Here is a 23,851-nt window from a genome sequence, read left to right on the forward strand (position 1 = left end):
AATTACTCCTTTATTATTTTATCCATTAAAGGTAAATGTTTCCATTCATCTTTTATTAGTATTTTCATCTTTATTATACCTATTATGACTACAATTACGCCAACAATACCCGCCACTAACATTAAAGCTAAATTAGTTAATCTTGAATCTGCCGGTATCAGTAGTATTATTTGTACAAATACCGACATAATTATCAGAAGTGACATAACTTTAACGATAAATAATCCCATGTTTTGAATTTGATAAAGCTTCATTACAAATACATGCAAGACTATTGTGTAGATCGCTAATGACAACACCGTTGATAAGCTTGCTCCCAGTATGCCAAATTGCAACACAAATATATAATTTCCTACCACTTTCGTAATAAGCCCTACAAGTAACGCTGTAAATAATACCCTTCTTTTTAACTTCACTTGTAATAAAGCGGTATACATAATAATAAATGTGACAAATACGACAGCAAGCATAAAGATGCTTAATGTTCCGGTTAATTCATTTGTCTTGAAGAAGACTTTATTAAGAAGTGGCAATAAATTGATTAAACCGATTGCCGCCGCCATACTAAACAACACAGTTATTTTTAAAGAAGTGTTAGCATACTCATTCACAAGCTTCGTATTTTTCTTTTGCAATTGTTCCGTTAGTAACGGAATTAAGACAAAACTAAACGTTGTCGTGATAATAAGCCCCATCTGAATAAGGGAAGCACCTCTATCAAACACACCTTTTACTTTTATACTTTCGTGAAAAGAATATCCTGTTTCTTGAAGCAGATGAATTAGCGTAAACGAATCTACAATTTGCCATAAAATAAGTATCAAATAAGAAATTGCATACAAAACGGTCATCGTTATAATATTCTGAGTATCTTTCAACTTTATTTCCCAGGAAAATTGTAATTTAGGCTTTCTCTTAAACCAAAAGTAAACAACAACACAGCTTAACCCTAACACTGAGCCGCCAATAGCTAATGTGCCAGCTTGATAAATAGAGATATCCATTGCTACAAAAAGAATGATAGCAAATAATATGACACTCACCCTTAGTACTTGATCAATGACTTGAGAGATCGCAATCATATTCATTCGATGGTTCATCTGATAATATCCACGAACCATCGAGATAAAAACGAGTGGTAACATTGCCAAACTAGCCATTCTAATCATAGGCGTTAAATTGGCGTCACCCATCAATTCACTTATAAACCGAGCACTAAGAAATATGACTAACCCAAGCAAGAAACATACAATTTGTAAGAACCAAAACATCCCAACAATCTCAGACTGTCTTCTTTTAGTCATCCAACCACTCATAACACTTGGTAAAGCGTTTAAACTTACCACACTCACTATTGCTACAAGAGGATATACTTGTTGATAAGCATATAATCCTTCATCACCTAGCACATTTTGATAAGGCACTCTATATATCGCACTTAATATTTTCACTATGACCATTGTGCCTGTTAACAGCAATACACTATTAAAAATAGGTTTAGATTGTGTCATCGTCTACCAAACTTTCGTTTATCACTTTAGTTAAGAATTTTAAATCATCCATCCATTGTTTCGTTTTTTGTAATTTAAATACCATTCGATTATCTGCTACTGCTATTTTCAACTTTCTACCTAGAGGTTCAGTCACTTTGAATAGTACATCACCTTTTAAATGATTAGTCGTATATTCAGATGCTGTTAATTGTATTGTTTTAGCGACTTCTTTAATTTCTGTAATACCGAAATGAATACCGTTCAACCTAATTTCGACAACGTCTAATAATCGTTGCACTTCTACTGGATATTCTCCAAAACGATCCATTAATTCATCTTTTATATCTTCAAGCTGACTATGTGTCGTGATAGATCTTAATTTTTTATACATTTCAATTTTAGCTTGTTCATTTTTAATATATTCAGCTGGAATATATGCGTCTATTTTAATATCGACTTCTAATTGCGGTACTTCAGATTCAGGTTCAATACCTCGCTTCACATTAACTGCTTCTTCTAACATTTGAGAATACAAGTCGTAACCTACAGAATCTATAAATCCGTGTTGTTGACTACCTAAGAGGTTACCTGCGCCACGAATATTCAAATCTCGCATTGCAATTTTAAAGCCAGAACCTAATTCAGTAAACTCTTTAATGGCTTGTAGCCTTTGTTCCGCAACTTCTGTTAACACTTTATTTTGTTCATGTAGAAAATATGCATAACCAATTCGACTCGAACGGCCAACTCTTCCTCGTAATTGATACAACTGACTTAGTCCAAATCTATTTGCATCTTCTATAATTAATGTATTAGCATTCGGAACGTCTACACCTGTTTCGATAATGGTTGTCGTAACAAGAATATCATATTCTCCACCTACAAAATTCAGCATTGTTTCTTCTAGTTCACGTTCTGACATTTGTCCATGTGCAACACCTATTCTTGCGTTCGGCATTAACATGGATAACTGTTCGCTTTTTTGGTAGATAGACTGCACTCTGTTGTACAAATAGAAAGCTTGCCCACCTCTTGAAACCTCTCGCTCAAGTGCTTCTTTTACAAAGTTCATATTTTGCTCTAACACATATGTTTGAACTGGAAATCTATTTTCAGGTGGCGTTTCAATAACTGATAAATCTCTCACACCTAATAAGCTCATATGAAGCGTTCTCGGTATTGGTGTTGCTGTTAATGTCAGCACATCTACATTTGTTTTTAATGCTTTAATTCGTTCTTTATGTTTCACACCAAATCTTTGCTCTTCATCAACAACTAACAGTCCTAAATCTTTATATTCTACATCTTTACTTAATAGTTTATGCGTACCTACAACAATATCTACAAAGCCTGATTTAATACCTTCTTTAGTTTCTTTTACTTGTTTTGGCGTTCTGAATCGACTCATCATTTGTATTTCTACAGGATATTCTTGCATACGTTCTCTAAATGTTTCAAAGTGTTGCTGTGCAAGGATTGTGGTCGGCACTAGTATGGCAACTTGCTTGCCTTCTAAGACAGCTTTAAATGCAGCTCGAATAGCTACTTCAGTCTTACCGTAACCTACATCGCCACATAGCAGTCTATCCATCGGTCTTCTTTTTTCCATATCGGCTTTGATTTCTTCTAAAGAAGTCACTTGGTCAGGTGTAGGTTCATAAGGAAAGTCCATTTCAAATGTCATTTGTTCTTCGTTATCAGGACCATATTGATATCCTTCAACTTGCTCGCGCTCTTGATACAGCTTCAACAATTCATCTGCAATATCTTCAACATTTTTTTGTACTTTCGCTTTAGTTTTCTTCCACTCAGTACCACCAAGTTTATTAACTTTTGGTACTTTATCATCTGAACCAACAAATTTTTGAACATCATTCATTTGGTCAACAGGCACAAATAATTGATCCGTACCTTTATACTGAATTTTAATATAATCTTTGTGTATACGAGAAACTTCTAAAGTTTCAACACCTAAGTATTTACCGACACCGTGATGAACATGTACAACGTAATCTCCAACATTAAGCTCTTGGTATGATTTTATTTTTTCTGCATTAGATAATTTTTGTCTTCTTTTAGATTGTTTACGTTCACGCGCTTTGAATAATTCTTTTTCCGTGACAACAACCAATTTCATATAAGGCAGTTCGAACCCTTCTGATAAAGCACCGTCCGTTACAACAGCTTGACCTCTTTCACCAACTTGTTCTACCCTATCGATTACTGTTGGTATCTTCATATCAGTTAACATACCTTGAATTTTAGACTTTCTCGTTTCAGATTCAGCCAATAGAACAACTGTAAATCCTTGTTTCATAAATCGGTCAAATTCTGATTGCATAATGTCATACTGTCCGTAAAACCTTTGAACTGGTTTACATGAAAACTTAACCATCTCTTCGATTTCAACTGGCATACTCGCTGTAAATAAAGTGAAATAAGCAACTTTATGCTGATTCAATAAATCAGTAAAAGCATTCTCAGCAATGAAGCGTTGTCCTATAAAACCTTGACCCGATTCAATAAGAGATTGTGTAAACTCTTCAATTTCAACATCTAAAGCATTCTCTGTTTCCTTGATTCGATTATATTCATCTACAACAATCAGTGCATCTTCAGCTAAATAATCTGTAAAAGTTGTAACCTCATCATACATAAACGCTATAACACGTCTCAAAATTTGATGATCTTTCAATTCATCACTTTGCATCAAGATATTTTGATATGTATCTTTTAAATCTGCGCGCATTTCAGTCGGTAATTTTTGTCGAGTTTTTTCATATGAATCTTCCATACGTTCTGATAGTTGATTGATTTGTTCACTTGTGAAAATATAATCACTTGCAGTTGTAATTTCAACTTGTTCAACATTCCCTAAAGAACGTTGTGTTTCGACATCAAACAGCCTCATACCATCAACTTCCGTATCAAATAACTCGATACGAACTGGGTCAGCTGTTACTGGATAAATGTCAATTAAGCCACCACGAATAGAAAATTCACCAATTGTCGAAACTAATGATTGTCTCTTGTAGCCCATATCAACTAGTTGTTTAGCCCACTCATCTAAATCAATGTCGTCACCAATTTTAATAGATTTGTAGTGTTCATTCCAAATATTTTTTGGCGTTAATTGCTTTTTCAAGCCATTAATAGGCACGATAAATAGACCCTTCTTGCCTTGTGCAAGATGGGTTAATGTTCTAATTCTTTCACTCATTAAATCTGGACTTTGTGTTGAAAATGCTTCTATCATAATATCTTGCACAGGGAACTTAAATACTTCTTCTGAAGGTAGTAATTGCAGGATGTCTGCTTCTAATTTATCCGCTTGATACAAGTTGTTTGTCACAATAACTAATTGCTTATCATTTTTAAGGTATTGTTCTAAAATAAGCAATGCTTTACTCGATTGATTCAATCCAGTAATCAGTATGTTTTTGTCACCAAAAATATGTTCTAAATCTTGAAATCGTTCATCTGCTTGTATGATTTCGTGAATAACATGCTTCATTTTATCTCACCATTATACTGGTTCATTACATTCTGAAAAGTTTCCCCTTTAATTAAAGCTTCACAAGCATCAGCTGCGCGCTCGATCACTTTTTCCATTGTGATCATTTCATCGTCAGAGAACTTTTGAAGCACATAACTAGGTACACTCATACCATTTGTTGGACGATCAATTCCGATTCTTATTCTATCAAATTGATCTGTTCCTAAATGTTGAATTAATGACTTTATACCATTATGGCCACCAGCACTTCCTTTCTGACGTAACCTCAAACGTCCTTGAGATTGGTCCATATCATCGTAAAGTACCACTAAGTCTTCAATGTCTACGTTGTAATAATCCATAAGTGGTCTTACAGCTTCTCCTGATAAATTCATAAAAGTCATAGGTTCAATTAACATGACTTTTTCTCCATTTATTAATCCTATTGTATATGCACCGTTAAATTTTTGTTTATCTATTTGTAATTGATGGCGTTTAAGAAGCTCATCTACTACTTCAAATCCAATGTTATGACGTGTACGGTCATATTTTTTTCCGATATTTCCAAGTCCAACAATACATTTCATGTTGTAACCTCCATATTAATACTAAGTATATATTATAGCATTTTTATAATTATTTTCATCTAACTATACTCAAATAAAAAAACCCAACACATAAGTGTTGGGTTTTAGTTGTTTAGAAGATTACTTTCTTATTCAGCGTCTTCTGCTGATACTGCGTTAGCTTCTTCAGCTGCAGTTTCTTCAGCATCTTCAGCAGGCTCATCTGTTGGAGGAACTACTGTTACAACTGCATCTTCTTTATCGTTTTCGATAGAGTATTTATTAGTTGCATCTAAGTCACCTACTAAGTAACTATCGCCAATTCCTAATTCTGTAATATCAACTTCGATATTTTCAGGAATTGCATCTGGAGTAGTTGTAACTTGTAAGTCGAATAATGGTTGTTGAACTACGCCACCTTCAGAAGCACCAACTGCTTCACCTACTAATACTACAGGTACATCAACAGTTAATTCTTCTTTCATGTTAATTGCTAAGAAATCAACATGTGTGATTTGGTTTTTAAGAGAATCAAATTGATAATCTGAAACCATAACTTTGATCGTTTTAGAACCAACGCCTAATTCGATAACACCGTTACGTCCAACTTCACGAATTGTTTTGATGAATTCAATTTCATCAACTTTTACAGATGTATTTTTAGCACCGTAACCGTATACTACTGCTGGAATAATACCTGAAGTTCTTAATTTACGTAAACTAGAACGAGTTTGTTTACCTTGACGGATAACTGACTTTAATGAAGCCATTATCTTTTCCACCTTTCATATATGCGCAATATGCGCTCCTACACTCACCCATCAACAATAAATGTTGCTTGTAAGTGGTTATTTAGTCCATTAAAATGAACCGTTTGTTATTATACACGATTATTAAAAATTAATCAAATAGCACACTAACAGATTCTTGTTCATATACACGAACAATCGCTTGCGCTAATAATTCTGCTACTGATAATTCTTTAACATTAGATGGTTTTCTATCTTCTGGTAATTGTATAGAGTTTGTAACTACTAATTCTTTAATTTGAGAATTTTCAATACGTTCTTTTGCCGGTCCTGATAATACAGGATGCGTACAACAAGCATATACTTCTTTTGCACCTTTTTTAATAAGTGCATCAGCCGCTAATGTAATCGTTCCAGCTGTATCAATAATATCATCGATAATGATAGCAGTCTTACCATCAATATCTCCGACGATATTCATCACTTCTGCGACATTAGGTTTTGGACGACGTTTGTCAATAATTGCTATAGGTGTTTTTAGACGGTCTGCCATTTTACGAGCTCTTGTTACCCCACCATGATCAGGTGATACAACTACTGTTGTTTCAGGGTCTAAACCTTTTTCAAAGAAGTAGTTAGATAAGATTGGTACGCCCATTAAATGATCAATCGGTATATCAAAGAACCCTTGAATTTGAGGAGCATGTAAATCAAGTGCAATCATTCTGCTAGCACCCGCTTTTTCAATAATGTTTGCCACAAGTTTCGCTGTGATTGGTTCACGGCTTCTTGCTTTGCGGTCTTGTCTAGCATAGCCATAATAAGGCATTACGATATTAATGTTTGCAGCTGATGCACGTTTACAAGCATCAATCATAATTAATAATTCCATCAAGTGTTCATTTACTGGATTTGATGTTGGTTGAATTATAAATACATCACAACCACGGATACTTTCTTCAATATTGATTTGAACCTCACCATCAGCAAACCTTTTAACAGTAGATTTTCCTAGTGGAATTCCTACTAAATTTGCAACCTCTTGTGCTAAAGGCTGATTACCTTCAAGTGAAAATATTTTTAATGAAGAGTTCTTATATTCAGTATTCAACATTTCTGTACCTCCGATATCATTTTGACTCATGTTTTGACGGCTCCTTTTATTTCGTTTTATAGTATCCTTCTTTTGTAGTTTGTCTAGCACGACCTAGTGCCAAACTTTCATCAGGTACATCATCTGTAATTGTTGAACCTGCTGCTATGAATGCTCCATCTCCCACTTCTACTGGTGCAACTAGATTTGAATTACATCCAATAAACGCATCATCTCCTATAATCGTACGGAATTTATTAACCCCGTCATAATTAACAGTTATTGAACCACAGCCAATATTTGTTCTTGCACCTACTTCTGCATCACCAATATAGCTTAAGTGAGAAACTTTGGCGCCGTCTTTCAAGACTGCTTTCTTAGTCTCTACGAAGTTACCAATTTTCGTCTCTTTACCTAGCTCGGAACCTGGTCTTAATTGTGCAAAAGGTCCAACTGTAGAAAATTCACCTACAACCGAATCTGTTATAACAGATTGTTTAATTGTAGCATCATCTTTAATTGTACTATTTTTGATGTCAGAATTCATTCCTATCGTAACATTTTTTCCTATAATTGTTTTACCATTAATGCTTGTACCTGGTTCAATAACAGTGTCCTCACCAATTACAACATGTTTACCTATATAAGTCGTAGCCGGATCAACAATTGTCACACCATTTATCATATGTTGTAAATTTATTCTTTCTTTCATCTTTTGTTCAGCTTTTGCTAATTGTACTCTGTCGTTCACACCCATAATACCATCTACATCATCTGTAATATAAGCTGATACTTTTTCATCTTCTTCTTTTAAAATGCGAATAACATCTGGTAAATAATATTCACCTTGTGAATTGTCATTATTTACTTTTTCTAAAGTTTCAAATAATTTTTGATTATCAAATGCAAAAATTCCAGAACTAATTTCATTTACTTCAGCTTGTTCTGCAGTAGCATCTTTTTGTTCAACAATGCCTGAAACCTGACCATCATTACCACGAATAATTCTGCCATAACCGAATGGATCGTTTACCTTTGCAGATAGTACAGTAGCGACAGCATTTTCAGATTCATGAAATGTTAAAAGTGCATGAATTGTTTCATCACTGATTAATGGTGTGTCACCACACACTACAATTGTCGTTCCTTTTTTATTTCCTAATATATCTTTAGCAGTCTTAACTGCATGAGCCGTTCCTAATTGTTCTTCTTGATGTACAAACTGAGATGCATGACCGATCGTTTCTTTAACTTTTTCTGCTCCATGTCCAACAACTGTAACAACCGTTTCTACACCAGCGTTTTTGACACTATCAATAACATGTTGAACCATAGCTTCGCCAGCCACTGGATGTAAAACTTTGTAAAGTTTAGATTTCATTCTTGTCCCTTTACCAGCAGCTAATACGACTGCATATTTTTGCATTGCAAATACCTCCATTTATACACACTTTAGTCTATTATAATTTAATCTACATATGACTATCAAGGAAGAGTTATTTTTATATGAATTAATTTGGTGTAAATAACACTTCTTATTACAATATTATAGAAAATCACATAAAAAAACTGTCGCAAAGTTTCGAGGCTTTGTCGACAGTTAAATAAAATCCAACGAAATTGTATCGTTTTGATTGGTTATACTTCTTTTTCGTCTTCGTTTTCGTTTTTATCTTCATTTTCATTTTCATTTTCTTCATTCTCTGATTTAGACGCTTCTTGAGCAGATTTAGGAATGATTACTTCATCAGTTTCATCATAAACTTTCATAACCGCTTCTTGTATTTCTTGTCTCATTTCAGAGTTAATAGGATGCGCAATATCTCTAAACTCCCCATCAGGCGTACGTTTACTTGGCATAGCAACAAATAGCCCTGAATTTCCCTCAATCACTCTTAAATCGTGAATGACAAAGGCATCGTCTAATGTAATTGAAACTAATGCCTTCATTCTTCCATCTGTTTGAATTTTTCTTAATCTCACATCTGTTACCTTCATGATTTCTGTGCCCCCTGTTTCGTCTATTTAAAGCAGCATCATATTAATTGAAGTTAGTTATTTTATTTTAGCGATCATTTCAATCTCAACTTTTACATCTTTAGGTAAACGTGCTACTTCCACACAACTTCTAGCAGGCAAATGCTCATCAAAATATTCTCCGTATACTGAGTTGATGTCTTGGAAATCATTCATATCTTTTATAAAGATTAATGATTTAACGACACTATCTAACGTCGCGCCACTCTCTTCAAGTACTGTTTTTAAATTCTCAAGTACTTGTTTAGTTTGTGCTTTAACATCATCTGATACGATTTCACCTTGCTGATTCAATGGTATTTGACCTGAAGTAAATACTAAATTATCTACTACTACTGCATGGCAATATGGTCCTAATGCTTCTGGAGCGTTTGCTGAGTTAATACTTTTCATGTTGAATACCTCTCCTTTTAATTAAATCTTTTTAAACAGTTGCCTTCTTCTACTGAAAATTGTTGATTGTATTCGTCTACGTCAGATAATCTCACTAAAGATGTATAATCTTCAATCAATCGATGTTTAACTTCTTTTGATTCTACAAGTACTGATACCCCTTTTACTGTAGCTTTAAACTCATTCATCAAATTGATTACGCCATTTATAGAGCCGCCTGCTCTCATGAAGTCATCGACGATTAATACATTCGAATATTCATCTAATGTTCTTTTAGATAAAACCATTGTTTCAATTTTCCTCGATGAACCTGAAACATAGTTAATTGACACTGTTGACCCTTCAGTCACTTTATTATCTTTTCTTATGACAACAACTGGCAAATTAAGCACTTTTGCGACTGCGTTAGCTAAAGAAATCCCTTTAGTCGCTATTGTAACTACCGCATCAAGTTCTTCATCCATGTACATTGTAGCTATCAATTCTCCAACTTGATTCAACAGCTTAGGATTACCTACTAAATCTGACATGAATAAATAGCCGCCTGGCAATAGCCTTTCTTTCTCTTTTAGCAACTCACACAATCTTGCTATCAGTTCACGCGCTTCTTCAACGTACATTTTAGGCCGATAAGTAACACCGCCACTTGCTCCTGCAGTTGTTTCGATAATGCCAAGTCTTTCAGCATTAAACGTTTCTTTGATAATTTGTATGTCTTCACTAATAGATGACTTAGCCTGACCAAAATGATTAACAAAATAAGTCAACGGCACTAATTCATTCGGATGTTTCAATAAATATTGTGTCATATAAACGATTCGTTCACTTCGTTTAAAACGCATTTATAAAACTCCAATCTCTACTACGTATTTTAAGCATAATTATACTATAACTATAAGCGTTCTACAAAATCACCCAAGAAGACGTGCAATATACACATCATGACAACAACCCATTAAAGCGTTGTATACTTGCTTAGCTTGTCTTTCCTTTTGTACAAACCCATATATAGTTGGTCCGCTTCCACTCATCAGTGCAGCATCAACTCCACTGTTTTTCATTGTATTCTTTAATTTCTCTACTTCTGGATACAACTTCATTGTGACTTTTTCAAGGCTATTGCCAAGAGATTGGCACAGCAATTCATAGTTATTATTTTCTATCGCATCTAGGCAGTCTTGCGTACGCACTTCAACTTTCTCATTCAAATCTAATGCACCATATATTTCTGGTGTTGAAACACCGATATCTGGTTTAGCAATCACAACCCATGCTGAAGGCGGTTTCGGAAGATGAGTGATTTGCTCACCTCTTCCTTGGCATAATGCGGTCTTACCATAAATACAAAAAGCTATGTCCGATCCAATTTCTGCTGCCAATTCACTTAGAACTTCTAGTGACTCATTAATCTCCCAGAGCTCATTTAGGCCTCTGAATGTTGCAGCTGCATCGCTTGAACCACCTGCTAATCCAGCAGAAATGGGTATACTTTTTTCTAATGAAATCTTTACACCCTTTTTAATATTGTATTTATCTTGCATCAATTTCGCTGCTTTATATGCTAAATTTCTATGATCGCTTGGAACGAAATTATGTTCAACATCGATTATGATTTCACCGTCATCTCTACTTTCGAAAGTTAATCGGTCGTTTAAATCGACAGTCGTCATGATCATCTCTACTTCATGATAACCATCATCACGTTTGTACAATGTATCTAGCGTTAAATTAATTTTTGCTGGTGCAGTCTCATAAATCATATACTTGCCCTCTCTAAAACTTATTATTATGATTTTACCATAAATAAAAGTTAGAAAGTATTAGCTTTAAGCTATTTTTTGCATAATAAAAAACCCTACGCCATATCACAGTCATATCGCGTAGAGTTTTTTATTACATACCTTTAAATTATTGAACTATAAATTCTTCTTTAAGTTCGTTCATAAAAGTTACTTGGACATTCTCAGTTAATACATCAGTGTATGTATAAGATACACGCTCAAAATTATGTTTCTCTTGATCTAATTCGACCACGAAAACTGATGGATACGTTTCCTTAAGCACACCACTTCGCTCAATTAACTTCTTACGTCCTCCATTAGCTTTAAGTACAATACGATTTCCTAATTGACAATCCAATATTTTTTTGATGTCTACTAAAGTCTTCGGCATATTGCCCTCACCTCGCTATAAATAAAATTATACTACGAAAGCAAGGTTTTGTCAAATAATCTTAAATTTTATCAATTAGGGAAAGTATTGTCAATATATTTACACAGATAAATTAGGGTATTTTTTCAAATTGTTGCAAAGATGTGCATATTCTTGTATTGTTAACGTTTCTCCGCGTCGCTTAGGGTCTATGTTTGAATCGTTTAACCACTCAACAATTTCTTCTTTATGCGCCTTGCCTTCTTTGATTGTACTAATATAATTGTTCAAAATTGTTTTTCTTCGTTGTGCAAATCCACCTTTTGAAAGCGTGAATAACAATTTTTCATCTTCCACCTCAACAATAGGTTCCTTGCGTGTAGTCAATTTGATTACTATTGAATCGACATTAGGTGGTGGCATGAAGACCGTCTTAGGGACCACTAAAACGCGCTCAGTTTCAGTGTAATACTGACAAGCAATAGATAGCGACCCATAACTTTTACTACCTACTTGGGCATTTAAACGTTCTCCCACTTCTTTTTGCATCATCACAACGTAACCATCGATTGGTAAATGATTTTCTAGTAAATTCATGAGTATAGGCGTAGTAATATAATAAGGTAAGTTTGCTACCAACATGATTTTATCGCAATCTTGTAAATGCTTGTCTATTTCTTCCTTAACGTTCGCTTTAAGTATATCTTCATTTACGATTGTTACGTTATTATATGGACTTAATGTATCTTCCAAAACAGGTATCAGTCTTTGGTCGATTTCAAAAGCCAATACTTTTTTTGCAGATCTCGCTAATTGTTCTGTAAGAGACCCCATACCAGGACCTACTTCGATTACACCTGTATTTTCATCAATATCACTAGCTGAAATGATTTTTTGTATGATATTCGTATCAATTAGAAAATTCTGACCTAAGCTCTTTTTGAATTTAAAGCCATATTGGTCGAGCAATGCCTTTGTACGTTTAGGTGTTGCTATATCTTTATCGTTCATGATGTCCCTCCTTTTTATATCCAAGCGCTTCTTTTACATCTTTTTCAGTATAACCGAAGGCATTTAATTTGTTTAGCAATTGTTTACCATTTGAATGGCCAATATTTAATTTGCTACACAGTATTTCTCTTTTTCTTCGGGAATCAGGACCTATTATTAACCCTAAATCAATTAAGACTGCTTTATCAATCGTTTCAATGTTTGCTTCCAATGGAGAGCTGACATTCATAAGTGCATTTTTAACTGTGTCTACAGATGCATGTTCAACACCAATTTTCCCTCTTTTGTTTTTAGCTTTTTCCCGTGGAATAAATGCGTGTTTAACACTTGGGATATATTGCTTAATCGTATTTCTAATTTTATCACCCGGGAAGTCAGGATCCGTTAATACAATGACACCACGTTTTTCATGAGCTTGTTTTATTACTTCAAGTGTTTCTTTCGATATTGCCGATCCATTCGTTTCAATCGTATCGCAATCTACAGCACGTTTAACATTAACTGTATCATCACGACCTTCTACCACAACAAATTCATTTATCTTCATGATATCTTCCTTCTTTTAAAGATGCCCCAAAACCACAGTTTTGGGGCATCTAATTTTATAATTTAAATAGTCTTTCTGCATTTTGTGTAGTTGCTTCACATACTTCTTCATATGAGATGCCTCTTAATTCGGCAATTTGTTCAGCAACAAGTTTAACACGCGCAGGCTCATTTCTTTTTCCTCTATAAGGATGCGGTGATAAATATGGTGCATCCGTTTCAACTAGCAATCTATCTAAAGGTACGTGTTGTGCTACTTCTTTAGGTTGTTTAGCATTTTTAAAAGTAACTGGTCCTCCTAATGAAATATAAAAATTCATTTTTAGTATTTCATCAGCTATTTCATTCGAACCACTGAAACTATGCATGATACCGCCTATTTCACTTGCATTTTCTTCTTTCAAAATATCCACACAATCTTGTGTAGCTTCTCTATTATGAATAATGATCGGCAGTTGAACTCGTTTAGCTAACGCTATTTGCTTCCTAAACACTTCTTTTTGGACATCTTTAGGTGATTTGTCCCAGTGATAGTCTAGTCCCATTTCACCTATGCCGATTATTTTAGGGTGCTTAGATAGCTTTTCAATCCACTCTAAACGTTCTTCAGTGCAGTCGATCGCATCGACAGGATGCCAACCAATAATTCCATATATGAACTCATATTCGTCGATTAACTTCATTGTTCTTTCGATTGTTTTTGTATCAAATCCAACAACGAACATTCTGTCGATTCCTTCTTCTAATGCTCTGTCTATAACTTCTTGTAAATCCTCATCATATTGATCAGCATTTAAATGGACATGTGTATCTATTAGCATTCGAATCTTCCTTCCAATTATTACTTAATGATAGATCCGTTTTGTATCGCATTTGGCAAGCTTATTAATGTTAGTGTGCCATCTTTTTCAGCTGATAAAATCATACCTTCTGATAACTCACCACGTAATTTTACAGGTTTTAAGTTGGTTACAACCGCAACTTTTTTACCAACGATATCTTCAGGTTTATAAAATTCAGCAATGCCTGAAACAATTTGTCTCTTTTCAAAGCCTAAATCCACTTTGATTTTCAACAATTTGTCTGATTTCTTAACGTAATCAGCGCCTATTACAGTTGCTGCTTTTATTTCCACTTTATCAAATTGATCGATTGTGATTTCTGCTTTAGATTTCACTTCTTCCTCTTCAGATGCTTTTGCAGTCTCTTCTTCTGCCTCAGGTAGCGTACCACCGTGCATAGAGTCTTTAATGAAAGCAACTTCTTGTTCAACATCTAATCTTGGGAAGATTGGTTCTGGTTTATCAATTACTTTAATTTCTTGATCGATTGCACCGTAAGCTTCAATACTTTCAAATGTATCAAGCTTACCTTTTGCCAAGTTTAATTGGCGGAAAATTTCATATGGTGCATGTGTTAAGAATGGACGTAATAATACAGCAGCAAATCTAATATTCTCAACTAAATGAATCATTACATTTTCTAACATTTCACGTTCGTTTTCATCTTTAGCAAGTACCCATGGTGTCGTTTCATCTATATATTTGTTTGTACGACTAATTAATTTCCATATCTCTGCTAAAGCAACTGAAAATTGCATGTTTTCCATAGCTGAATAGAATTTATCTTTTGTATCTAACGCCATTTGTTCCATTTCTTCATCAATTGGATGTAGTTTACCTTTATATTTAGGAAGGACACCGTTAAAGTATTTGTTAACCATTGCAATTGTTCGGTTAACTAAGTTACCTAAATCATTTGCTAAATCATAATTTGTTCTTTCAACGAATGCTTCAGGTGTGAATACGCCATCTGCACCGAATGGTAACTCTCTCATTAAGTAATATCTTGTCGCATCTAACCCATATTTATCAATTAATACATTAGGGTCCACAACGTTACCTTTAGACTTACTCATTTTTCCGTCTTTCATTAATATCCAACCATGTGCAAATTCACGTTTTGGTAGCGGTAAGTCTAACGCCATTAATAAAATAGGCCAAATAATTGAGTGGAAACGAACGATTTCCTTAGCCATTAAGTGTACATCAGCTGGCCAATACTTTTTAAATAATTCGTCATCATCTGATAAGTAACCAAGCGCTGAAATATAGTTTACAAGCGCGTCAATCCACACGTATACAACGTGTTTAGGATTAGATGGTACTTTGATTCCCCAATCAAAAGTAGTTCTAGAAATAGCTAAATCTTCAAGACCAGGTTTAATGAAATTGTTGATCATTTCATTTTTACGAGAAATCGGCAAAATGAAATCTGGATTTTCATCAAAGAATTTCAATAATCTATCAGCATAATTATCCAATTTAAAGAAATAACTTTCCTCTTTAACAAGTTCTACTTCGTGACCTGAGTCAGGACTCTTACCACCGACAATTTTTCCATCTTCATAAACTGGATCGACAAGTTGAGTTTCCGTATAATAAGTTTCATCAGGTATAGAATACCAACCTTCGTACTCTCCTAAGTAAATGTCGCCTTGAGCTAATAATCTTTCAAAGACTTTTTCGACAACTTGCTTATGTCTTTTTTCAGTAGTACGAATAAAATCATCATTTGAAATATCTAATTTTTTCCATAAAGATTGGATACTCTCTATAATCCCATTTAAATATTCTATTTCAGATAAGCCCGCTTCTTTAGCTTTTTCTTGTATTTTTTGTCCATGTTCATCTGTACCTGTTAAATAATGAACATCATATCCTTGCAACCGTTTATATCTAGCAATTACATCACCAGCAACCGTTGTATACGCATGACCTATGTGTAAATTCCCGCTCGGATAATAAATCGGTGTCGTAATGTAAAAAGTCTCTTTCGTCATCGGCGTTTCCTCCTAATATCTTATCTATATAATATACCGAAAATTAAGCATTTTTTCAATATTGCCCTATTATGGTAAAGTACTTACAAATTGTTTTTATTTCAAAAATTAACCGTATGCAATATATTGTTTTATTGACATTTTCTTGAATTCATATTAGTATACTATTTATATAATTGTCGAACGAATGTCGAATTAGATAATTATGGATTTATTAAACGGAGGTAAAGAAATGAAATCAACTGGAATTGTGCGTAAAGTAGATGAACTAGGCCGTGTAGTAATTCCTATCGAGTTACGACGCATATTAGACATCGCTGAAAAAGATGCTTTAGAGATATACACTGACAATGACAAAATAATCTTAAAAAAATACTCACCAAACATGACATGTCAAGTTACTGGTGATGTTTCAGAAGAGAACTTTGTATTAGCTGATGGTAAAATTGTCTTAAGTAAAGAAGGCGCTCAGCAATTAATGAATGAGATTGAAAATAAATCAAAATAATAAATGAAACATAAAAAAAGGAAAATTCAAAGTGCATAAAGTACTTTGAATTTTCCTTTTTAATTATTCTTGTACATGGTACGATTCATAAACATCTCTTTTTTTCATTTTTCTATCAAGTGCTACTTGCTTTATTGCATCTTTAGAGCTCATATCGTGTTCATTTATATAAGTTTCGACATGTTGATTTAAATCTATACCTTCCCACCAATGTATCTCTTGACTGGCTTCATCTACACCTTCGATTAAGATAACAAATTCACCTTTTTGTGGAATGGTCGCATCTTCTAACATCTGCTCAATAATTTCTATTTGATTTGTTTCAACTTGTTCAAACTTTTTAGTAAGTTCTCTACCTATTGCTACTTTTCTTTCAGGGTCGATTTCAGCAATGGCTCGCACAGTTTGTTTAATTCTATATGGCGATTCATAAATCATAGATGTCGACTCTCTACCCATCCATTTTTGAAGCACTTCATTTTTTTCTTTTGCATGTCTTGGTAAAAATCCTAAAAACACAAATTTATATGAAGGCAAGCCACTCGTCATCAATGCTGTTATTGCAGCATTTGGTCCAGGAATTGTTTCAACACGATAATCATTTTCTCTCGCTTGATTAACAAGTTCATATCCTGGATCACTAATACAAGGACACCCAGCATCAGAAACTAGCGCAACTTGTTTGCCTTCTTCCAACAACTTCAAAATTTGTTCTGAAGATTTATCTTTATTATGTTCATGATACGACTTTAAAGGCGTCTGAATTTGATAATGTTGACACAGTTTAGCTGTTACACGTGTATCTTCACAAAAAATATAATCCGCTTCTATTAAAGTCCGCACTGCACGATATGTGATATCTTCTAAATTTCCGATTGGGGTTCCGACTAAATATAGTATAGACATATTACCCCTCCTTTATAAGTGCTAGTTTTTGTTTTCTACTTAATTGTTTAAGCGCATATTCTCTCTTTAATGCCTCTGACTTATTATCAAAAGTCTCATGATATACAAGTTTAACAGGACGTCTAATCTTTGTATATTTAGCACCTTTTCCGTCATTATGAACTTTCAATCTTCTTTCTAAATCTGTTGTATATCCAGTATATAGTGTATGATCTTTACATTCTAATATATATGTATAATGTTTATCCATAATAGACAGCCTTCATTTCTTGTGAATATTCACCATTTGCATCATAAATATAAAATGGTTGTTCAACTTTCAAGCCTGCTTGTCCACCACTTCGCCCTTCGACTAATATCGTAACAGCTTCTGGCTTATTAGGGGTACTGTATACCATTTTCAATCTTTTAGGTTCAATACTATACTGTCTAAAAGCACTTAAGACATCCATCAGTCTTTCCGCTCTATGGACCATCACTAATTTACCACCTTGCTTTAATAAATGTTTGCTCGCTTTTACGACATCCTCTAGTGTACATAATATTTCATGCCTAGCAATTTTATGCGCTTCTTTTTGATGTTGCATTTGCTGATTTTCTTTAAAATACGGAGGGTTAACGGTTACGACATCAAATGTAGAAGGCTTATATACGTTCGATACATTTTTCAAATCCATAAGCTCAATTGAAATTCGGTCATCAAGGTGATTATGACGTATTGTTCTATGAGCCATTTCAACTAATGCTTCTTGAATTTCTATGCCTTTAATGTTTGATTGTGACTTATATGCTAATAGTAACGGAATAATACCATTTCCAGTACATAAATCCATAACCTTATCTTTGTTACGTATTTTCGTAAATTCACCTAATAACAATGCATCAGTTGAAAATGAAAACACGTCGTCATTTTGAATAATTTCATATTTTTCTCTCAATAATTGATCGAGTCTTTCTCCTGTATTAAGCATTAAAACACCTCATTTAAAAAATCAGGCATATAAAATGCCTGATTCATTTAGTCTCTATTCAGCACTTCTAAACAAAATAAACAATCCTGTCCTTGTCTATGTTTACCAAACAGTTCTCCACGACATATGTGAAAACCTTCATGATATAACATAGCGAAATTGTCTCTACTTTGAAGTGGTTTTACTTTTTTGTTCGCCTTTTTCTGTTGAGGCGCTTCATTAGATTCAATCACTCTCTTCAAGCTATCATTTTCCATTTGAAGCGCAACATTATCTTCAACTAATTCCACTGCCTGGTTTTTCAACTTTTCCATATGCTCATTAATTTGTTTTAGTTCACTTTCTAACGTCATAATTGTTTCAAACAACTCGTCCCTATTCACAATATAATCCTCCCTTATGAATGGACTTCAAGCAATTCATCAAGTTTATAATCAAAAAGTTGTTCAAAACCTTTTACTTTAACTTGCATTGTAATATCTAAAATATTCAACCCAACAACTTTGCCGTCACCTTCAGGCGTAACAACAGTTGTTCCAACGTCAGGCAATTCATTTCTTACATCTTCATAATAGTCATTTTCATATTTTAAACAACACATTAATCGGCCACAAGCACCTGATATTTTAGTTGGATTTAAAGATAAGTTTTGATCTTTAGCCATTTTAATAGAAACTGGCTCGAAATCACCTAAAAATGTTGAGCAGCAAAGCGAACGACCACATGGACCAATTCCACCTAATAATTTCGCTTCATCTCTTACACCTATTTGTCTAAGTTCGATACGTGTTTTTAATTCATATGCTAAAGATTTAACTAAAGTTCTAAAATCTATTCGATCATCTGCAGTAAAGTTAAAAATGACTTTGCTTTTATCTAAAGTATATTCACAGTTTACAAGTCTCATATTTAATTCATGCTCTGTCACAAGCTCTTTACACAGTGACAATGCATCATCTGCGTCTTTTAAGTTATCCTGATACTTCTGAACATCTTCTTCTGTAGCATGTCGAATAACTTCTTTAAGTGGCAAGACAACATCATCTTTGCCGACGTGACGATTCGTCAGTTTAACTTGGCCAAGTTCAACACCACGCTTAGACTCTACTACTACTAAATCATTTTCTTTAAAACGCTCCCCGTTAGGTGAGAAATATTCTTTCTTTCCAGCTTCTTGAAATTGAACACCTATTATTTCATACATTTAATCACCTCTTCCCATTTATAACCATTTGTTCTAATACTAACGTAGCATTAACATTTTGTGCTAATTTGCGGTTTGCTTCCGTAATAACTTGTATATATTTCGAGATATCATTTAATGATAAATACTTACTTATTTCCGTAATTTCTGCCTCTAAATCTGGATATGCTTTGATAACCTCTAGCTGTATTTTAGCATGTAATACATCTTGAAAATAAGCGTTTAAACTATTTAAATACAATTGCTGTAAAGGACGTGTATTAGCAATTTTTGTGCATTCGATCAAATATATCATGGCCATTTGCGTATCTTTCACCATTAATTCAGCTAATTTAGTGACTGATTTTCTTAGTTGTGTAAACGACTGCTCTTCTGTTAATACAATAGCTTCTTCTTTATCAGAAGTCACAAAGCTTAAAGTATGTGCAATCGCCGAAGAAATACCAGACAGTTTTAGTTCTTCTATATAATTCTCTTTCGATGCTGGTTTAAAATGAACAAGTTGGCATCTTGAGTGTATTGTTGGCAATATTTGATCTTTCTTAGTTGTAAGTAACAGGGCTATCGTATTTGGAGGTGGTTCTTCCAAAAATTTCAGTATACTATTTTCACCCTGTACTGTTAGTTTATCAAAAGCTTCAATAATGTAAACTTTATATTGACTTTCTATTGGTTTTTGATTCATTTTTCTTAATAATTCTTCTATTTGTTGTTTCTTAATCGTTGTTTCATCTGATTGTATATATACGAAGTCGGGATGATTAAAGCTCTGAACTTTTGAAACACAATTTTGTTCAGCATCACATAATATCTGCTCAGCAAAATACATAGCTGTAGACTTCATTTCAAACAGGTTATCTCCTTCAAATAAGTAAGCATGAGATAACTGTTTAGCACTTATTAAATGATCAATTTCTTTTGTTAATTGCATATTTTACGCTCCTTGCAATAAAAAAGCTGCACTAACGGCAGCTAATCAGTTCTTAAAATTGATGGAATTTTTCAATTGGCATAACGAATACTGTTGCGCCACCCACTTCTACTTCTACCGGATATGGAATATAAGAATCCGCACTACCGCCCATAGGTGTGATAGGTGAAACAAGCTGTTCACGATTACCACAAGTTCCATCGATAACACGTAATAATTCGTCTACACGTTCGTCATTAACACCACATAAAAATGTTGTATTTCCAGCTCTTAAAAACCCGCCTGTTGTCGCAAGTTTTGTAGCCCTGAAATCCTTTTCTATAAGTGCTTCTGACAAGTTTTGACTATCTTGATCTTGGACAATCGCTATTATCATTTTCATAACTAAACACCTCTCTATTTATTATATCATATTTTAAACTTGTTTCAGAAATTTTACTATCATAGAATATGCTTCTTCTATAACCTTTTCCAATGGTTGAGTCGCATCAATAACTTTAATTCTATCTGGATACTCAGCAATCAATTTTTTGTATCCATCAGTCACTTTATGATGAAATTCTATCTTCTCTTTATCGAGACGATTAGCATCGCGCTGATTATCTTTAATTCTATTTAATCCAACTTCAGCTGGCACATCAAAATACAAAGTTAAATCAGGATATTGGTTCTCAATAGCAAATTCATTAATTGCCTTAACTTCTTTTACCCCAATTTCACGAGCATAACCTTGATAGCTTAATGAACTGTCAACAAAACGATCACAAAGTACAGTACCACCTTTATTTAATTGCGGTAAAATTTTCTCTACTAAATGTTGTCTCCTTGCAGCAGCAAATAGTAAAGCTTCAGTTCTTTCATCCATTTCATCATCACTGTCTAACAATAGATTTCTTATAGCTTCACTTATTTTAATACCACCCGGTTCTCGCGTTAGTAATATGTCGTAATCATGTTTCAACATTTCAAAAACTTTATGTATAACTGTTGTTTTTCCAGAACCTTCTGGCCCTTCAAACGTTATAAACTGACCCATTTATTGTTCATCCTTTACCTTAATTTGCTTATTTCTTATACCTTCCACTCTACCACCTCTATTAAGCCATTGTAAAAGAGAATCCACTATGTCTTGGCTAATAATTTCTCCCTTTAATATGACAGGCACACCAGGTGGATACGGAACCACATCTACTGCAGAAATCTCCCCTACTGAAGAACATAATTCAATATTCCTAGTATCTCCAATATCTATATATTTGTATGTAGTTGAATGACAAGGTAACTCAAATTGTTCCTCTTGCACATGGATACGCTCAACATCTATTTCAAATTTATTAATCCGTTCGATTAATTCATCAAAAGGAAATCTATCCAAATGATGCCACAATGGCAGTACGAGAAGAATGAATTTTTGGTGGCATAACTCAACAAAGATATTTGATTCCTCAAATATACTTTGAACTTCAAATCCAGTTAACTTTTCGTGAGATACAATTAATTTAAGAGGGTCTTCTAGACTCCCTACCTTGAATCCTACTTGCTGTAAAGTCTCTATTAATCGTTTTCTATTCCTTTTGAAAAACTGATCATTATAGTTTTTATAAAAATTTTCTGCACTTTCAAGACTTGCCATTACTAAGTATGATGGGCTTGAAGTTTGTAACATTTTTAAATAGTCTTGAATGTCTGTTTTTATGTTTAAATTTTCTTTAATATAAATAACCGATCCCATCGTCAAAGCTGGCAATGTCTTATGATAGGATTGCACAACAATATCTGCTCCATATACTATTGATGATTTAGGGAAATATGAACTGACGCCAAAATGTGCGCCATGCGCTTCATCTACTAATATAGGAATATTATGAGCCTTTAATAACTTAATACTTTCTTCAATATCAAATGTTTCTCCATAATAATTCGGATAAGTAAAAACAGCTAACTTTATATTAGATAAATCCACACTAGATAACGCATCCACACCGTTATACTGTCCTGTCTTTTCCGAAATAGTCATCGGCATCCATCTAGCATCTTGCTTTGTTAAATTCAAAGCATTATATATGGATTTGTGCGCATTTCTAGGAATAAGTATTTCACCAGATAAGTGTTGTACAGCATATATCACAGATAATATACCGACTGTTGTACCATTTACTAAATATTGCCCATTATAGTGAGGAAACCTGTTTAGTTGAGACATGCTTTTTTGAATACATTCTTCTGGTTGGTGTAAATCATCTAATCCAGTTATTTCAGTCATATCCATAGCGACATTCAACTCATTTAAATAACCTATCGTATTATTATGATGACCAGGTACATGAAGAGAAATTGCTTTCTTCTTTTGTAGTGAATTCAGCTTTTCATTTATATTCATAACGATTACCTCTTATTTTATATTCTTCACTATTATATCAATGATTACATTAGTCGTCATTTTTATATTTTTATTAATAAGTTATACTTAAACCATAAAGGAGTGAATCTAATGTTTATTAGAAATGCCACAGACAATGATATACAAACAATTTATGAAATAGCGAATGAAGAAGGATGGCAAACATTTTCTGTCGACAAAATTCGTCAATTACTTATGACTTCTCATATAATTGTTGTAGAAGATAATCAAGAAATTGTAGGATATACAAGATTTTTAACTGATCAAAATGTGACTCTGTATATTACAGAAATCATCATATCTAAAAACCATAGAAAGAAAGGATACGCAAAAGCATCCATTAACTACTTACAAAACCTTTATCCTGCAATCCGAATAGAATTACTGTCAGAAAACAATGGATTTTATTAGAAACTAAATTTCCGCAACATTGGAACTGGATACAGATTACCTTAAAAAATGACAAAAAAAAGAGACCTAACAGGTCTCGAGTGCGGCTCATCGCATCCATTTATAAATATTTGCCCGGCAACGTCCTACTCTCGCGGAACGT

26 protein-coding genes are annotated in these 23,851 nt (G+C 33.8%); 2 read left to right on the forward strand and 24 right to left on the reverse strand.

The features are described 5' to 3' along the window. Positions 1 to 2 precede the first annotated feature (2 nt). From LQ598_RS12725 to metG, 15 genes are all read right to left on the reverse strand, one after another. Positions 3 to 1,511: a polysaccharide biosynthesis protein gene (locus LQ598_RS12725; RefSeq protein ID WP_239745652.1), complete on the reverse strand. Its 1,509-nt coding sequence runs from the start codon at positions 1,509 to 1,511 to the stop codon at positions 3 to 5. Beyond that, positions 1,498 to 5,007 (reverse strand): transcription-repair coupling factor, encoded by a 3,510-nt coding sequence (gene mfd / locus LQ598_RS12730; RefSeq protein WP_107559244.1) that lies wholly within the window; start codon positions 5,005 to 5,007, stop codon positions 1,498 to 1,500. Before mfd ends, LQ598_RS12725 begins: the two co-directional genes overlap by 14 nt. Then, entirely contained in the window at positions 5,004 to 5,576 is a 573-nt protein-coding gene (gene pth / locus LQ598_RS12735; RefSeq protein ID WP_107557216.1) for an aminoacyl-tRNA hydrolase, read from the reverse strand. Before pth ends, mfd begins: the two co-directional genes overlap by 4 nt. A gap of 128 nt (positions 5,577 to 5,704) precedes the next feature. Continuing rightward, complete coding sequence (locus tag LQ598_RS12740) at positions 5,705 to 6,325, reverse strand: 50S ribosomal protein L25/general stress protein Ctc (RefSeq protein ID WP_107557215.1); 621 nt, start codon at positions 6,323 to 6,325, stop codon at positions 5,705 to 5,707. A gap of 130 nt (positions 6,326 to 6,455) precedes the next feature. Then, positions 6,456 to 7,418: a ribose-phosphate diphosphokinase gene (locus tag LQ598_RS12745; RefSeq protein WP_103322999.1), complete on the reverse strand. Its 963-nt coding sequence runs from the start codon at positions 7,416 to 7,418 to the stop codon at positions 6,456 to 6,458. Between the two features lie 46 nt (positions 7,419 to 7,464). Further along, positions 7,465 to 8,823 (reverse strand): bifunctional UDP-N-acetylglucosamine diphosphorylase/glucosamine-1-phosphate N-acetyltransferase GlmU, encoded by a 1,359-nt coding sequence (gene glmU, locus LQ598_RS12750; RefSeq protein ID WP_107593019.1) that lies wholly within the window; start codon positions 8,821 to 8,823, stop codon positions 7,465 to 7,467. A gap of 212 nt (positions 8,824 to 9,035) precedes the next feature. Next, a complete protein-coding gene (spoVG, locus tag LQ598_RS12755) occupies positions 9,036 to 9,395 on the reverse strand; it encodes a septation regulator SpoVG (protein WP_107557214.1) in 360 nt (119 codons plus the stop codon). A 57-nt stretch (positions 9,396 to 9,452) separates the two neighbouring features. Then, complete coding sequence (locus tag LQ598_RS12760) at positions 9,453 to 9,827, reverse strand: RidA family protein (protein ID WP_016911352.1); 375 nt, start codon at positions 9,825 to 9,827, stop codon at positions 9,453 to 9,455. A 17-nt stretch (positions 9,828 to 9,844) separates the two neighbouring features. Continuing rightward, positions 9,845 to 10,669, reverse strand: coding sequence for a pur operon repressor (gene purR / locus LQ598_RS12765; protein ID WP_016911351.1), 825 nt, complete (start codon positions 10,667 to 10,669; stop codon positions 9,845 to 9,847). A gap of 69 nt (positions 10,670 to 10,738) precedes the next feature. Continuing rightward, complete coding sequence (gene ispE, locus LQ598_RS12770; protein WP_107536642.1) at positions 10,739 to 11,587, reverse strand: 4-(cytidine 5'-diphospho)-2-C-methyl-D-erythritol kinase; 849 nt, start codon at positions 11,585 to 11,587, stop codon at positions 10,739 to 10,741. A 148-nt stretch (positions 11,588 to 11,735) separates the two neighbouring features. Beyond that, positions 11,736 to 11,999 (reverse strand): biofilm formation stimulator Veg, encoded by a 264-nt coding sequence (veg, locus tag LQ598_RS12775; protein WP_016911349.1) that lies wholly within the window; start codon positions 11,997 to 11,999, stop codon positions 11,736 to 11,738. A 99-nt stretch (positions 12,000 to 12,098) separates the two neighbouring features. Then, positions 12,099 to 12,992, reverse strand: a complete 894-nt coding sequence (rsmA, locus tag LQ598_RS12780) for a 16S rRNA (adenine(1518)-N(6)/adenine(1519)-N(6))-dimethyltransferase RsmA (RefSeq protein WP_026023195.1) — start codon at positions 12,990 to 12,992, stop codon at positions 12,099 to 12,101. Further along, positions 12,979 to 13,536, reverse strand: a complete 558-nt coding sequence (gene rnmV / locus LQ598_RS12785) for a ribonuclease M5 (RefSeq protein WP_016911347.1) — start codon at positions 13,534 to 13,536, stop codon at positions 12,979 to 12,981. Before rnmV ends, rsmA begins: the two co-directional genes overlap by 14 nt. 55 nt (positions 13,537 to 13,591) lie before the next feature. Then, positions 13,592 to 14,356, reverse strand: coding sequence for a TatD family hydrolase (locus tag LQ598_RS12790; RefSeq protein WP_103322991.1), 765 nt, complete (start codon positions 14,354 to 14,356; stop codon positions 13,592 to 13,594). A 20-nt stretch (positions 14,357 to 14,376) separates the two neighbouring features. Beyond that, positions 14,377 to 16,377 carry a methionine--tRNA ligase gene (metG, locus tag LQ598_RS12795; protein ID WP_107559246.1) on the reverse strand — a complete coding sequence of 667 codons (2,001 nt, stop codon included), beginning with the start codon at positions 16,375 to 16,377 and terminating at the stop codon, positions 14,377 to 14,379. Between the two features lie 232 nt (positions 16,378 to 16,609). On the opposite strand from metG, the gene LQ598_RS12800 reads away from it, so the two are divergent. Next, positions 16,610 to 16,885 (forward strand): AbrB/MazE/SpoVT family DNA-binding domain-containing protein, encoded by a 276-nt coding sequence (locus LQ598_RS12800; RefSeq protein ID WP_016911344.1) that lies wholly within the window; start codon positions 16,610 to 16,612, stop codon positions 16,883 to 16,885. A gap of 63 nt (positions 16,886 to 16,948) precedes the next feature. Here the strand turns inward: LQ598_RS12800 and rsmI are convergent, their stop codons facing one another. Genes rsmI through LQ598_RS12845 form a run of 9 tightly spaced genes read right to left on the reverse strand, consistent with a single transcriptional unit; the run spans position 16,949 to position 23,277 of the window. Continuing rightward, complete coding sequence (gene rsmI / locus LQ598_RS12805) at positions 16,949 to 17,791, reverse strand: 16S rRNA (cytidine(1402)-2'-O)-methyltransferase (protein WP_107559247.1); 843 nt, start codon at positions 17,789 to 17,791, stop codon at positions 16,949 to 16,951. Position 17,792: 1 nt separating this feature from the next. Further along, positions 17,793 to 18,041, reverse strand: a complete 249-nt coding sequence (locus LQ598_RS12810; RefSeq protein WP_016911342.1) for a GIY-YIG nuclease family protein — start codon at positions 18,039 to 18,041, stop codon at positions 17,793 to 17,795. Next, complete coding sequence (locus tag LQ598_RS12815; protein WP_107559248.1) at positions 18,034 to 18,762, reverse strand: tRNA1(Val) (adenine(37)-N6)-methyltransferase; 729 nt, start codon at positions 18,760 to 18,762, stop codon at positions 18,034 to 18,036. Before LQ598_RS12815 ends, LQ598_RS12810 begins: the two co-directional genes overlap by 8 nt. A 47-nt stretch (positions 18,763 to 18,809) precedes the next feature. Next, entirely contained in the window at positions 18,810 to 19,145 is a 336-nt protein-coding gene (yabA, locus tag LQ598_RS12820) for a DNA replication initiation control protein YabA (RefSeq protein ID WP_016911340.1), read from the reverse strand. Positions 19,146 to 19,159: 14 nt separating this feature from the next. Continuing rightward, positions 19,160 to 19,966 carry a PSP1 domain-containing protein gene (locus tag LQ598_RS12825; RefSeq protein WP_016911339.1) on the reverse strand — a complete coding sequence of 269 codons (807 nt, stop codon included), beginning with the start codon at positions 19,964 to 19,966 and terminating at the stop codon, positions 19,160 to 19,162. Between the two features lie 4 nt (positions 19,967 to 19,970). After that, positions 19,971 to 20,897, reverse strand: coding sequence for a DNA polymerase III subunit delta' (locus LQ598_RS12830; protein ID WP_107559249.1), 927 nt, complete (start codon positions 20,895 to 20,897; stop codon positions 19,971 to 19,973). Positions 20,898 to 20,949: 52 nt separating this feature from the next. After that, positions 20,950 to 21,279 carry a cyclic-di-AMP receptor gene (locus LQ598_RS12835; protein WP_016911337.1) on the reverse strand — a complete coding sequence of 110 codons (330 nt, stop codon included), beginning with the start codon at positions 21,277 to 21,279 and terminating at the stop codon, positions 20,950 to 20,952. Between the two features lie 33 nt (positions 21,280 to 21,312). Continuing rightward, complete coding sequence (gene tmk, locus LQ598_RS12840) at positions 21,313 to 21,933, reverse strand: dTMP kinase (protein ID WP_103322987.1); 621 nt, start codon at positions 21,931 to 21,933, stop codon at positions 21,313 to 21,315. Continuing rightward, complete coding sequence (locus LQ598_RS12845) at positions 21,934 to 23,277, reverse strand: aminotransferase class I/II-fold pyridoxal phosphate-dependent enzyme (protein WP_107557204.1); 1,344 nt, start codon at positions 23,275 to 23,277, stop codon at positions 21,934 to 21,936. Between the two features lie 111 nt (positions 23,278 to 23,388). Between LQ598_RS12845 and LQ598_RS12850 the strand changes: the two genes are divergently transcribed. Beyond that, complete coding sequence (locus tag LQ598_RS12850) at positions 23,389 to 23,709, forward strand: GNAT family N-acetyltransferase (protein WP_239745654.1); 321 nt, start codon at positions 23,389 to 23,391, stop codon at positions 23,707 to 23,709. Positions 23,710 to 23,851 lie beyond the last annotated feature (142 nt).

The sequence above is a fragment of the Mammaliicoccus sp. F-M27 genome (assembly GCF_022387115.1).
Lineage (GTDB): Bacteria > Bacillota > Bacilli > Staphylococcales > Staphylococcaceae > Mammaliicoccus > Mammaliicoccus vitulinus.

Bases quoted from the DNA above. Each gene is read 5' to 3' on its own strand.
- LQ598_RS12725 (WP_239745652.1), bottom strand. From the start codon at position 1,511: ATGACACAATCTAAACCTATTTTTAATAGTGTATTGCTGTTAACAGGC.
- mfd (WP_107559244.1), bottom strand. From the start codon at position 5,007: ATGAAGCATGTTATTCACGAAATCATACAAGCAGATGAACGATTTCAA.
- pth (WP_107557216.1), bottom strand. From the start codon at position 5,576: ATGAAATGTATTGTTGGACTTGGAAATATCGGAAAAAAATATGACCGT.
- LQ598_RS12740 (WP_107557215.1), bottom strand. From the start codon at position 6,325: ATGGCTTCATTAAAGTCAGTTATCCGTCAAGGTAAACAAACTCGTTCT.
- LQ598_RS12745 (WP_103322999.1), bottom strand. From the start codon at position 7,418: ATGTTGAATACTGAATATAAGAACTCTTCATTAAAAATATTTTCACTT.
- glmU (WP_107593019.1), bottom strand. From the start codon at position 8,823: ATGCAAAAATATGCAGTCGTATTAGCTGCTGGTAAAGGGACAAGAATG.
- spoVG (WP_107557214.1), bottom strand. From the start codon at position 9,395: ATGAAGGTAACAGATGTGAGATTAAGAAAAATTCAAACAGATGGAAGA.
- LQ598_RS12760 (WP_016911352.1), bottom strand. From the start codon at position 9,827: ATGAAAAGTATTAACTCAGCAAACGCTCCAGAAGCATTAGGACCATAT.
- purR (WP_016911351.1), bottom strand. From the start codon at position 10,669: ATGCGTTTTAAACGAAGTGAACGAATCGTTTATATGACACAATATTTA.
- ispE (WP_107536642.1), bottom strand. From the start codon at position 11,587: ATGATTTATGAGACTGCACCAGCAAAAATTAATTTAACGCTAGATACA.
- veg (WP_016911349.1), bottom strand. From the start codon at position 11,999: ATGCCGAAGACTTTAGTAGACATCAAAAAAATATTGGATTGTCAATTA.
- rnmV (WP_016911347.1), bottom strand. From the start codon at position 13,536: ATGAAGATAAATGAATTTGTTGTGGTAGAAGGTCGTGATGATACAGTT.
- LQ598_RS12790 (WP_103322991.1), bottom strand. From the start codon at position 14,356: ATGCTAATAGATACACATGTCCATTTAAATGCTGATCAATATGATGAG.
- metG (WP_107559246.1), bottom strand. From the start codon at position 16,377: ATGACGAAAGAGACTTTTTACATTACGACACCGATTTATTATCCGAGC.
- LQ598_RS12800 (WP_016911344.1), top strand. From the start codon at position 16,610: ATGAAATCAACTGGAATTGTGCGTAAAGTAGATGAACTAGGCCGTGTA.
- rsmI (WP_107559247.1), bottom strand. From the start codon at position 17,791: ATGTCTATACTATATTTAGTCGGAACCCCAATCGGAAATTTAGAAGAT.
- LQ598_RS12810 (WP_016911342.1), bottom strand. From the start codon at position 18,041: ATGGATAAACATTATACATATATATTAGAATGTAAAGATCATACACTA.
- LQ598_RS12815 (WP_107559248.1), bottom strand. From the start codon at position 18,762: ATGCTTAATACAGGAGAAAGACTCGATCAATTATTGAGAGAAAAATAT.
- LQ598_RS12825 (WP_016911339.1), bottom strand. From the start codon at position 19,966: ATGTATGAAATAATAGGTGTTCAATTTCAAGAAGCTGGAAAGAAAGAA.
- LQ598_RS12830 (WP_107559249.1), bottom strand. From the start codon at position 20,897: ATGCAATTAACAAAAGAAATTGATCATTTAATAAGTGCTAAACAGTTA.
- LQ598_RS12835 (WP_016911337.1), bottom strand. From the start codon at position 21,279: ATGAAAATGATAATAGCGATTGTCCAAGATCAAGATAGTCAAAACTTG.
- tmk (WP_103322987.1), bottom strand. From the start codon at position 21,933: ATGGGTCAGTTTATAACGTTTGAAGGGCCAGAAGGTTCTGGAAAAACA.
- LQ598_RS12845 (WP_107557204.1), bottom strand. From the start codon at position 23,277: ATGAATATAAATGAAAAGCTGAATTCACTACAAAAGAAGAAAGCAATT.
- LQ598_RS12850 (WP_239745654.1), top strand. From the start codon at position 23,389: ATGTTTATTAGAAATGCCACAGACAATGATATACAAACAATTTATGAA.